This window comes from Occallatibacter riparius, assembly GCF_025264625.1.
Lineage (GTDB): Bacteria > Acidobacteriota > Terriglobia > Terriglobales > Acidobacteriaceae > Telmatobacter > Telmatobacter riparius.
In genome coordinates, this window is record NZ_CP093313.1 from 6288207 (window position 1) to 6300674 (window position 12468).

Annotated in this window: 6 protein-coding genes; 5 read left to right on the forward strand and 1 reads right to left on the reverse strand. The window is 59.6% G+C overall.

Features of this window, described 5'->3' with window-relative positions:
• Positions 1–61 precede the first annotated feature (61 nt).
• The 3 genes from MOP44_RS25705 to MOP44_RS25715 all read left to right on the forward strand — a co-directional run bounded on the left by MOP44_RS25705 (position 62) and on the right by MOP44_RS25715 (position 8863).
• The gene (locus MOP44_RS25705; protein ID WP_260793432.1) at positions 62–4297 is read left to right on the forward strand and encodes a tetratricopeptide repeat protein; all 4236 of its coding nucleotides are present in this window, start codon (positions 62–64) and stop codon (positions 4295–4297) included.
• A gap of 12 nt (positions 4298–4309) precedes the next feature.
• Positions 4310–5716: a glycosyltransferase gene (locus MOP44_RS25710; RefSeq protein WP_260793433.1), complete on the forward strand. Its 1407-nt coding sequence runs from the start codon at positions 4310–4312 to the stop codon at positions 5714–5716.
• A 225-nt stretch (positions 5717–5941) separates the two neighbouring features.
• Entirely contained in the window at positions 5942–8863 is a 2922-nt protein-coding gene (locus MOP44_RS25715) for an alkaline phosphatase family protein (RefSeq protein WP_260793434.1), read from the forward strand.
• Between the two features lie 209 nt (positions 8864–9072).
• Here MOP44_RS25715 and MOP44_RS25720 read toward each other — a convergent pair whose 3' ends face one another.
• Positions 9073–9939 carry a DUF5666 domain-containing protein gene (locus MOP44_RS25720; protein ID WP_260793435.1) on the reverse strand — a complete coding sequence of 289 codons (867 nt, stop codon included), beginning with the start codon at positions 9937–9939 and terminating at the stop codon, positions 9073–9075.
• A gap of 195 nt (positions 9940–10134) precedes the next feature.
• Between MOP44_RS25720 and MOP44_RS25725 the strand changes: the two genes are divergently transcribed.
• Positions 10135–11325 (forward strand): tetratricopeptide repeat protein, encoded by a 1191-nt coding sequence (locus MOP44_RS25725; RefSeq protein WP_260793436.1) that lies wholly within the window; start codon positions 10135–10137, stop codon positions 11323–11325.
• Positions 11326–11455: 130 nt separating this feature from the next.
• A complete protein-coding gene (locus tag MOP44_RS25730) occupies positions 11456–12460 on the forward strand; it encodes a hypothetical protein (protein ID WP_260793437.1) in 1005 nt (334 codons plus the stop codon).
• Positions 12461–12468: the final 8 nt, after the last annotated feature.

Consider the following 12468-nt stretch of genomic DNA (forward strand, 5'->3'; position numbering starts at 1 on the left):
TCGAATCCAAATACACAACGCGAGTCCGCCGATTCTGCCTGGGGTTTTTTCAAAAAGAAAAATGAAAGCTACGATTGCACCACTTAAGATCGCCTTTGTATGGGCACTGCTCGGAGCCGCCTGCACGCTCAGTGCTCAGACGTTCCAGGTTGGCCCCGACACGTCTCAGAGCCCGCAAGCCAAGCAAGGCCAGAAGAGAGACCAGAATCAGAGCCAGCAGCTTGGCTTTGGCTCCGGTCTGCAGAACGCGCGTATTGCCCGTGCCGCGGAGATGGCGTTGCAGCGCGGCGACAAGGCGCAAGCCCTGAATTATGCACGCCTTGCGGTGAAAGCCGCGCCCAACGATGCGCAGCTTTGGTTCCTCCTCGGTTACGCCGCGCGCCTCAACAATCGGCTCTCCGAGTCGGAGCAGGCGTACAAACACGGCCTCAGCCTGAGCCCTTCCGCGCTCGGCGGACAGTCCGGACTCGCGCAGGTCTACAACCAGGCCGGCCGCTCGAGCGATGCCGAGAAGCTGTTGAAGCAGGTCATCAGTGCCGATCCCAACCGCCGCGACGACGTCCTCCTTCTCGGCGAGCTGCATATGCGCGCCAGGGATTACGAAGGCGCACTCGACTGGCTCATGCGCGCCGAGCGGCTCCGGCCCGACGCGCGCGCCGAAGTTTTGCTCGCAATGTCGTATCAGCAGCTGAAACGCATGGATCAGGCCAACCACTATCTGGAACTGGCGCGCCACCGTGACCCCAACAATCCCGACGTGGAGCGCTCGCTCGCAGGCTTTTACCGCGATGTGGGCAAGTACGAGGAAGCGATCAAGGCGCTCCAGGCCATCAAGAATCCAAAACCCGACGTCATCGCCGAGCTTGGCTTTACATACCAGCTCGCCGGCAAAATGAATGAGTCTGCGAAGACCTATGCCAGGGCCGCCAACGCCGCGCCTAAGGACATCAATCTGCAGCTCTCCGCCGCACAGGCTCAGGTGGCAGCAGGCGCCCCGGAGGATGCCGATCCATTCCTCAGCCGCGCCGCCTCCATTGAAGCCGACAACTACCGCCTGCACGCAATCCGCGCCGGCATCGCGCGCATGCAGGATCGCAACGACGATGCGATCAAGGAATACCAGGCAGCCATCGCTCACCTGCCCGCCACCCCGAGCGAAGGTCCGCTCTACGGCGTTCAGTTGCATGTCGAGTTGATGCAGCTCTATAAGAGCACGGGCGACGACAGCGCCGCCGCCCAGCAGCTCGCCACCGCCCAGCAGCAGATCAACGCAATCAACGAGCAGGGCCTTGGCCGCGACGCATATCTCCGCCTTCGCGCCGTCATCAAGCTCGCTCTGGGCGATACCGACGGCGCGCTCGCTGACGTTCGCGAGGCGCTGGCCTTAAACGCAGAGAATCGCGACGACCTGCAGCTCGATGGCGACATCCTCATGAAGTTGGGCCGTGCGGAAGACGCTATCGCAGCCTACAAGAAAGTGCTCGTGATCGACCCGAAGAATCGTTTTGCGCTGATCTCTCTCGGGTACGCCTCACGCGCCGCCAACCGCCCCGATGATGCGGAGAAGTACTTCAAGCAGCTCGCTCAACTTGATCCTTCGTCCTACATTCCCTATCTCGCTCTCGGCGATCTTGAAGCGTCACGCCGTCAGTTCACCGTTGCACAGACGAATTACAGCAAGGCCTACGCCCTGGCGCCGAAGCGCTCCGCCATCGTTGCAGGTGGTATGAACGCGGCTATCGAAGCTCACAACATGAATCTCGCTGGCGAATGGGCCGGCCGCGTGACCGAGGCCATGAATCGCGATCCGCAGGTGCTGCGCGAACGTGAACGGTACCTCAACTTCAAGGGAGACTACGCACAGTCCGCCGCGATTGGCGAGCAGGCCATCAAGGTGCTTCCGCACGATCGCGATGTCGTGGTCTACCTCGGATACGACTATTTGCGCCTGGAGAAGTGGCAGCAGCTTCTGACGCTTGCCAACGACAACACGCCCAAGTTCCCCAAGGAGCCTGACCTTCCGCTCCTTGCCGGTTACGTGCACAAGCATCAGGGCGAAAGCGAGCAGGCTCGCCAGGACTTCACGGAAGCATTGACCCGCGATCCCGAAGTGGTCACAGCCTACGTAAACCGCGGCTACATGCTGAACGATCTGCACCAGCCGCAGGCTGCCGCCAACGACTTCGAACAGGCCATCAAGCGCGAGCCGAAGAACGGCGAAGCGCATCTTGGCTTGGCTTACTCCTACCTCGACCTGAACAAGCCGTCCGCTGCTCTCAAGCAGGCCGAACTCGCCGAACAGACCATGGGCGATCACAAGGATATCCACGTGATCCGCGCGACTGCTTATGGCCGTCAGGCCATGCTGAACAAGGCTGTCGAAGAATATCGGGCCGCGCTCAAGTTCGATCCGAACGACGGCTCCCTTCACCTTGGTCTCGGCAACGCGCTCTTCACTGAGCGCAAGTATCACGATGCCGTCGATGAGCTCAACACCGCCGCCAAGTTCTCGCCGAACGATGCGAACATCTACGCAATGCTGGCGCGCGCTTACGCCAACCTCGACGACCGCGATCAAACGACGAAGAATGCCGAGACAGCCGAGCGCCTGGCGAAAAACGCCCCCGCTCCGGACAATGACTTCCAGGAGCCTTTGCAGAGCACCATCTATGTCCAGACTGGCCAGGCCTTCAGCACCATCGGAGACCAGAAGGCCGCAATGGATCGCTTCACGCGCGCTCTTGAAGTTCCAAAAGCCAATCGCCTCACCGTACGTCTCGCCATCGCGCACCTTATGGCTGAGCAAGGCCATGAAGACGACGCGCAGCGGCAGGTCGCGCTCGGCCTGATGGAAGCCGGCGCCGGCGAAACCAAGCCTGCCTCCGGTCCTCAGTTCATTCAGGCTGCCGACGTCTTCCGCAGCCTCCATGAGTACGATCTCTCGCAGCAGTATCTCGAGCGTGCAAAGATGGCTGGCGCGCCTGATCCGGAAGTGCGCATCGGCATGGCGAACAACTACCTCGCCGTGGGCGACACCGCGCGCGCAAAGGCCGAGTTGGCTGCGGTCAGTGCATCCACTGACGGTACGCCCGATTACCAGTTCCTTCTCGCGCAGGCCAACGTCTTCCGCCAGGAGCATCAGTCCGCTCAGGCACTCACCTCGTTCGCGCAGGCCTCGAATGCCGAAGGCGAAGACCAGACCGCCCAGCAAGGATTGCTGCAGGCCGGGGGCGAAGAAGGTTGGCGCATCACGCCGACCGTCAGCATGCTCTCCGACGTCTCGCTCAGCCCCATCTACGAAGACTCCACCGTCTACGTCCTCGACGCGAAGCTCGATACCGCCACACCCATCACTTCGGGTCAGACCAGTCTGCTTCCACCACCGCGTTCTTCACTCCAGACGCAGTGGACGAACGCATTTCACCTTCACTTCACGCCGGCGTTGCCGTTGAGCGGATTCTTCCAGTTGCGGAACGCCCGCGGACAAATCTCCGTTCCCGCGACCAACTCGATCGTGAATCGCGACACGACCGACTACACGTTGAACCTGGGTGTCGCTCCCACGGTCCGCATGGGGACCAATGTCGTCACGTTCAATAGCGGCGTCCAGACATCGATTCGCCGTGATTCCGAGTCGCCTGCCGAGATGAACCAGAACCTGCTCCGCCTGTTCACCTATGTGAACACGGGCTCGTTCTTCAACGCGCTGTCGGTCAGCGGCTACGTGATTCACGAGTCCGGCCCGTTCACTGATAACAACGGCCTCAGCTCAAGCCTGTTCACAGCGGCCGTCGACTTCCGTGTCGGCTCGCCCTGGGGCAAGACTGCACTGCTCACCGGATGGGGAACAAGCAAGCAGACGTTCTCTCCACGCAACTTCCAGAACTACTTCACCTCCAGCTACATCGGAATGGAGCGCCGCTTCGGCGAGCATCTCGATGTCCGCGCGATGCTGGAGTTCCTGCGCGCCTGGCGCGTAGTAGACACGAACAACGGAATCGCGCAGAACCTTCGCCCCGCCGGCTGGCTCAACTACAGCTTCAAGCGCAACTGGAACGCGCAGGTCTCCGGCTCCTATTCAAGCGTTCGCAATTTCCACGACTACGACGCGATTCAGACGGGCTTCTCGGTTTCGTACGCAATGCCTATCCACCGCAAGTTCGCTGATGAGAGCGGACAGATGATGCTGGCCTACCCGATTCGCTTCTCGGGCGGCCTGCAAAATGAAACCTTCTTCAACTTCCCCACTGGGAACAATAATCAGCTTCGGCCGTATATCGGAATCACAATATTTTAAGGCGGATAAATCATGAAAATTTGCCTGGTAGGCACCTTTCCTCCCAGTGGACGCCAGTTGAACGAATATGCATTTCACATCGCGCGAGAACTGCGCCGGCATGAAGACATTGAACTGACAATCCTCTCTGATGAATTGACCGAGTGCGAATTCGCCACCGACGAAAACGGCAACCCGCTCAACATTGAAGAGCAGTCCGAACTGCCCGGGTTCAACGTGGTGCGCTGCTGGAGATTCGGCAGCATGAGCAATCCGGTGCGCCTGCTCAAAGAAATCCGCAAGGTCGATCCGGATATCGTCTGGTTCAACCTCGTCTTCTCCAGCTTCGCCACGCCGGAGAATCCCGTTGCCGCCTTCGCCGGCTTATCGGTTCCTGCGCTTGTGCGCGCCGCTGGATACTTCACACACATCACGCTCCACCATATCCTCGAGCACGTTGACTTCGCCGCCGCCGGCGTGAAACGCGAGCGTCTCTTCCGCATCGGGACAGAACTCGCCACCAAGGCGCTCCTCAAGGCAAACTCCGTCTCCGTTCTGCTGCCTGGTTATCACCACACTCTGCTCACCAAATACGGAGCCGAGAATGTGCTGCTTGGCACGCATGGAACTTTCGCCACGAGCGCCACTCCACCCGACTTCAGCATGCGCGGCAATCCTAACAAGCGCATCCTCGCGATCGGCCATTGGGGCACTTACAAGCGCCTTGAGACTTTGATGGAAGCCTTTCCCAAGGTGCTCGAGAGAGTCCCCGAAGCGCGGCTCGTCGTCGCTGGTGCCAATCATCATCAGCGCCCCGGCTATTGGGAATCCATCCGCGCCGCTCAGCCCAAGGATCTCCCCATCGACTTCAAAGGCTACGTCGCTGAAGAGGATATTCCCGAGCTCTTTCAGAGCACCTCAGTCCTCGTGCTCCCCTATGACTCAGCTACCGGATCCAGCGGGCCCGCGCACCAGGCTTGCGAATATGGTGTGCCCATCGTCAGCGCCGATCTCCCCGATTTCCGCGGAATGGCACGCGACGAAGACATGGCGATTCGCTTCTACGAGCGCGGCAACGCCGATGACCTCGCCGATCAGATCTCGGCCATCCTGCTCTCCCCTGAGCTTGAGCGCGAGATGGCGATGCACAACTACGCCGCCGGTGTTGATATGACGATTACAAACGTCGTTAACAATTACCTACGCTGGTTCCGACTGAACAAAGCCAAGCGCGACCTGCGCGATTCTGCCCATCTGCACGCCGCCCAGGCTGCCGACGGCATCGATGGTGAACACGACATTGACTCAGCGGGGCAGCGGCAGTCTCATCCAACTCTGGTGCAGCCTCAGGAAGAGCTGGACGCGATCGGTCGCCTTGAGCGCGCTCATACTTATGCCGACGGCGGCGAGTATCCGGCCAATCCTCCTGCACGTCTCTGAAATTTTGCAATTGGTCCCACCACGAATGATGCTTCTCGGCCATACATTGCGCCGGGAAGCATCCGTATGTCCGCGACTGACCATCCAAATCAGTACGGACCTATGGGGACACTGGGGCCCTTTCTGTCCGCTCGTGATTTCGCTTTATTCATTTTCAAAATCTCGGCCGCTTTTGCCGGGCATTGACAGCACCGCGATTCGAGCACTTGATCAAGGAGTCTTGTCTTGCTGAATAAATTCCACCTGTCCATCAGGCGCATTCTGCTTCTCTGCTTCACCGTAATCGCCGTCTCAGTTCTCGCCGGCTGCTCCGCCTACAGCAACAACAAGACCCCCAAGCCCTTCGTCTCATTAAGTGCAAGCCCAAGTTCAATCAATGCCGGAAGTTCATCCACGCTCACGGTCACTGCAGACAATGCAACGACGGTCACAATCGCCGGCAGTGACGGATCGAGTTATAAGCTTCCTGCGGCCGGCGGAACACAGGTCGTCAGCCCGAAGGCAACCACGAATTACACTGCCACTGTTGAGGGGACCGGCGGATCGAATACCGCCACGGCGACAGTGACAGTCGCGCCTCCTGCTGGTGCCACCGTAAACATCAGTGCCAATCCAACCACCATCAACGCCGGATCCTCCTCAATCCTGACCGTGGCCGCCACGAATGCCACGCGGGTCACCGTAACCGGTACTGATGGCAGTTCCTATACGTTGCCGGCAACGGGTGGCACGCAAGTAGTCACTCCCGCTGCCACCACCACTTACACGGCCACAGCAACGGGCGCTGGCGGCAATGCCACCGCCACCGCAACCGTCACCGTCAATAGCGGCACGGCTACCACAGTCACGATCAATGCGAATCCCGCTACCATCAACGCGGGTGCATCATCCACCCTTACCGTTGCCGCCACAAATGCGACACAGGTTACCGTCACCGGTTCTGACGGAAGTTCCTACAGTCTCACGCCAACCGGCGGAACACAGGTAGTCTCCCCCGCCGCAACGACCACTTACACCGCCACCGCGACAGGCGCTGCTGGTAATGCCACCGCCACAGCAACCGTCACAGTCAATGGCGGCGCGGCTACGACCGTCTCCATCAATGCGAATCCCACCACCATTGCAGCCGGTTCGTCCTCTACGCTGACCGTCGCGGCCACGAATGCGACGCAAGTCACGGTCACCGGTTCTGACGGAAGCTCTTACAATCTCGCCGCAACCGGCGGAACACAGGTGGTCTCCCCCGCCGCCACCACCACCTACACGGCAACCGCGAAAGGCGCGGCCGGCAATGCCACTGCGACAGCAACTGTCACAGTCAGTAGCGCGCCAGCTCCCACCGTCACCATCAATGCCAACCCAAGCACCATCACCGCCGGCACCGCCACCACACTCACCGTGGCCGCCACCAACGCGACGCAGGTCACCGTAACCGGCACTGACGGAAGTTCCTACAACCTCTCCGCAACCGGCGGAACGCAGTCGGTGAGCCCCACGTCCGACACCACCTACACCGCCACAGCGACAGGCGCCGGCGGATCGGCCACAGCGACTGCGACCGTAACGGTAGTCCCCGCGGCCAGCCTGCAATCCATCAAGCATGTCCTCTTCATGCTGCAGGAGAATCACTCGTTCGATAACTACTTCGGCATGCTGAATCCCTACCGCAGCAAGAACGGCTTCACCACCGGAGACGACGGCCTGGTCTACCAGGTGGACGGGATCGACGACAAACGCTCCACCATCACAAATCAAGACGATGAAGGAGACTCCTACTCCCTCTTCCCGCTGAAGAGTACCTGCGTTGACGACATGAGCTCCGATTGGCTTGCCAGCTTCGGCGATGTCAACCGCTATAACTTCACAACCACCCGGCCCATCAACATGGATGGCTTCGTCCACGACGCCGAGGGCTACGCAAAGAGTTGCACCGCCAATGGCGCTATCTGCTCCGGTAGCTTCACTGATCTCACCGGCCAGCGCGCGATGGGCTACTACGACGAAAACTTCCTCAATTACTACTACTACATGGCGTCGCAGTTCGCCGTGTCAGACCGTTGGTTCTCCCCCATGGCCAGCAAGAGTGTCGACAATCGCATCGCTACGTTCTCCGGCGGCACCACCCAGGGTCTCGTGAAGGATCCCGGCAATGACGGCGTAGGGCAGCTCAACATCGCGAACATTTTCCAGGAGCTCGACCAGAACAATGTCTCCTGGAAGATCTACTACACCGTCACCCTGGCCTACTGCACCGACCCCGAAGACTGCGGCACTGGCCCAGCGCAGTACCCCGCCACCTTCTTCTCCAACTTCACCTATGCGAACAAGTATCTGTATGAAAATCCAACCGGGGCGGCCTGCGCCGCGCCCACGCAGCCCTCAAGCGTTGTGGGTGACAGCGGCAACACATTCTGCATTGATCCCAACCACATCGCGCCCATCAAGCAATACTTCACTGATGTCACGAACAACACGTTGCCAAGCTTTGCCTTTATTGAAGCGGGCTACGGCCGTAATGATGAACACCCCGGCTCGGGCCAATCCGTCATCACCGGCCAATACGAGGTCGCCAGTGTCATCAATTCGCTCATGCAGAGCGCATCGTGGAGCAGCTCGGCATTCTTCCTCAGCTACGACGAGGGGGGCGGCCCCTACGACCACGTGCCCCCGGTGCCCAATCATTCCAACGATTACACCGACGTTTCTCTCAAGACTACGATTCCTGACATTTCGTCCATCGCCGTCAATCCCGACGGCTACTACCCATGCGTCCCGTCCAGCGGCACGCCGACTACTCATTGCGATCTCTCAAAGATCGACCCAGGCGCAAATGCAGCAGATGCAGCGGCCGTCAACGGATTTGCCGCTCAACTAGGTTTCCGCGTTCCTAACTTTGTCGTCTCTCCCTACGCGCGCAAACACTACGTCTCGCACATCCCCATGGATCACACTGCGGTCATCAAGTTTGTTGAGAACCGCTTCATCAATGGTTCCGCTCACCTCACTGCGCGCGATGCCGCCCAGCCCAACCTGCTCGACTTCTTCGACTTCACTACCGCGCCTTGGATGACCCCGCCGTCTCCACCTGCGCCAGTCACAACCAGTACACTCGGCTACAATCCCTGCACTCCGCAAACCATGCAGTAGTCAACAAACCACGAATGAACAAAAGATCGGCGGCCTCGGCCGCCGATCTTTTGTTCCCCTTGTTTTGCCCTTGCCTTTCTTTCTGTCATTCCCGAAAGAAATCTGCTGTTTACAGGCGCAGCGCACGCCCACACGCCTTGCCTCCCCCATCCAATCTCCAATAAAAAAGCCCGGCCACTTGCGGCCGGGCCTTCAAACACAACCAGGAACTATTGCACTGAAATCTCCGTCGCTACATACCGCTTCCCGTCGTAGTCCGCGGAAACCCGCACATGCTGCCCGGGGCGCAGGTTCGTCGCCGACTGGTGCGTCGGATCGAAGAATATCTGGTACGACCGGTTCGACTTCGCATCCACCAGAGTCAAAGATCCGCTGGCTACATCCAGCGCTGACAGAGCCCCGCTGAAAATAAACGTGGCACCGGGCGCCGCCAGAACCGAAACCTCCTGCGCAGTACCCTTTCCCTTGTTATTGGAGCCGAACGTCACGGAAACCAGCGATCCCGGCATCAGGTCGTTGGCGCTCGACTGCTGCGACGAAAACGCCGACTGCCCTTCCCGCTTGAACGACGTCTGGTTCGTTACCTGAATGCGGAACGGCTCGCGGCTCGCAGCAGAGGTCAGCGTCAGCTCGCCCGTCTCCGGGTTGAAGCTCTTCACCCGCCCCTGGTAGTCGCCCGACGGCTGCTCCGACAGGATATGCACCGTAACCGCGAAGATACTCGCTCCATCCAGTGTCGTCTGCACGGACGCATGCGCCGTCGGCCCCAGGTCGTGCAGCGCGATCTTCTTGCCGTCGCGGAACACTTGCGTGCGCTCGTCGTAGAGAATCCGCATCGGCTTCTCGCCATATACGTTCAGCACAAACCGGTCGCGCACCTGGTCCACATCGCGAATCGAGCCGCCCATGACGGTGCTCTTCCCTTTCGGCATAGGCGGAATGTCCGTAAGCCGCGACGCGGTAGATTCCGTTCGAACAGAGGAGGCAGAGACCGAGGCCTGGCCTGATGCCGATGCGGCAGACCACTGAATTACAAAGGCTCCGCCAATCATGGCCAATACAAGAACTGGTTTCATAGGGTTACACACCTTGCAGTGGGAGAAATCCGGTTAGACATTTATTTTGATGGCATTGTGACGCTCCCGGTGGCCTCTCTAATTTCCATTTCATCCCGGGAGCAACACCCCTTCCACTTGCGCATCTAACAAATTGTGCCCACCTATCTCTGAGAACCTCTTAGGGCTTATCCGGAAGGGAATTCGTTCAGCACAATGCAAAAGACTTCACTTACGCTGGGCGCTGTAATTGCACTCGTTGCTACGGTTGCGCTGCCTTCTGCATGGGCGCGCGAAGGCCACACCATCATGATTCCCCTGCGCAGCAAGCTAAGCCCTGTGCAGCGCCTGAATCGTGAGGGCGTCGAGGCCGTTAAGCACCATCAGTACGACAAGGCGCAGGGCCTGTTCTATAAGGCCTACCTCTACGATCCTGCTGACCCCTTCACTTTGAATAATCTCGGTTACATCTCCGAGGTACAGGGTGAATTGGAGCGCGCGCATAAGTTCTACGAGCTCGCCGCCGAGCAAGGCAGCGACGCCAACATCGACCTCAGCAGTCAGAAGCATCTCCAGGGAAAGCCGATGAAGGCCGCCCTCATCGAATTGCAAGACCGCACCATGCGCGTCAATCGCATGAACATCGACGCCATGCGCCTCCTCAAGCAGGGACGCAACTTTGAAGCCATCGACCTGCTCAAGCAGGCCCAGACGCTCGAGCCCCAGAATCCCTTCACGCTCAACAATCTTGGCGTCGCCAACGAATCAGTCTCCGATCTCGAATCCGCTCTTCGCTACTACCAGGATGCAGCAGCGGGCCAGTCGAAGGAACCTGCGGCGATCACGCTCGATAAGAACTGGCGTGGCAAGTCAGTCACCAACATGGCCCGCACCAGCGCCAAAATGCTCCAGAAGCGCATGGAATCCGGCGACATGACGGCGAGCAAGGCGGTGATGTACACGCTTCGCGGCGTGCACGAGGAGAACGCAAACAACTGGAGCGCCGCGCGCGAAGACTTCCTGCACGCATATGCGCTCGATCCCACCAGCGCATTCTCCATCAACAACCGCGGATACATCGCAGAACGTGAAGGCGATCTCGAGACGGCCCAGTACTTCTATGACAAAGCGCGCCGGGCCGAGGGCTCGAACGCCAAAATCGGACTCGCCACCAAGCTTTATGCGCAGGGTCAGGCCCTCGCCGCCGTCGCGAGCGACAGCAATGAAAAGGTAGACACCGCACTCGATATCTACAGCAGGCAGCGCAAACGCCAGGGGACGCCGATCGAACTGACTCCCCGCGGCGGCGCCACTGAGCCACCCGAGACCAAGCCGGATGAAAACCCCGGCACCAATCCTGCTCCCCGTCCGAACGAGCAGCCGAACCAGCAACAAACTCCTCAATAACTTTAAGGGCTACCTAAACATGAACACTACGACTCCTCGGTTTCCATCTCACAATTCAATGACTCTCCTGTCCCGCCTCCTCCTGGTTCCGCGGGACACCGACCCGTCGTCTTCGTGGCTCCAGGAGGAATTGAGGGACGACATCCTCTCCCTTTCTCGTGAGGATTTCGATGACCTGTCGACCTTGGCAAGTCTCAACCACGTCGTGGTCCGCGGGATGACGACCTTTATAGAGATAGCTCGGTCCGCCAATGACGACATCCGTGCCGAATGGGCCCTCAATGCGCTGAACGCCGAACAGGAGCGCATCGACAACGCCATCCCCTTCCTGCACGACATCTGCCGCGCGTTCGAGGAAAACGGCAACGACGTCACCGTTATCAAGTCCCTGGACCACTGGCCCGATCTCGGCAGCGATCTCGACCTCTACACCAATGCCGCGCCCGAACAGGTCATCAAGCTGATGACCCAGCGCTTCAACGCCACCGTGTCCGCGCGCAGTTGGGGCGATCGCCTCGCCGGCAAGTGGAACTTCGAGATTCCCGGTCTGCCTGAGTCCGTCGAGATTCACGTCGGCCGCCTCGGCCAAACCGGCGAGCAGAGCGCGATCGCCTCCTCGCTCATGGCCCGCACACGCCAGGTGCAGGTCGCAGGCCGAACTTTCCGCGTGACATCCAAATCGGACCGCCTGCTCATCTCAACGCTGCAGCGCATGTACCGGCACTTCTACTTCCGCCTTTGCGACATCGTCGACAGCGCATCCCTGGTGGAGAACGATGGCGTCGATTTCCAGGACCTGCACGACGCCGCCAGCCGTGCGGACATCTGGGAAGGCACGGCCACTTACCTGGCCATCGTCTCAGATTATGTGCGCAAGTATCGCGGCAAGGGGGTTGACCTGCCCAAACTGGTCACGTCCTCGGCCCGTTTCGGCGGCGACGCCACCTTTTACGCGCGCGGCTTTATTCGCGTGCCCATTATGCCCCAGTCAGCAAAACTATACGGATCGCAGCTTGCCGGCATCTTAAAGAAGAGAGAACTGCACAACGGAGCGCGGCTTAGCTTGTTACCTTGGCTGGCCACCGCTGCGGTTGTCGGACAGAAACTCACCGGCAGCGATAAAGGCATCTGGTAATGCGCCGC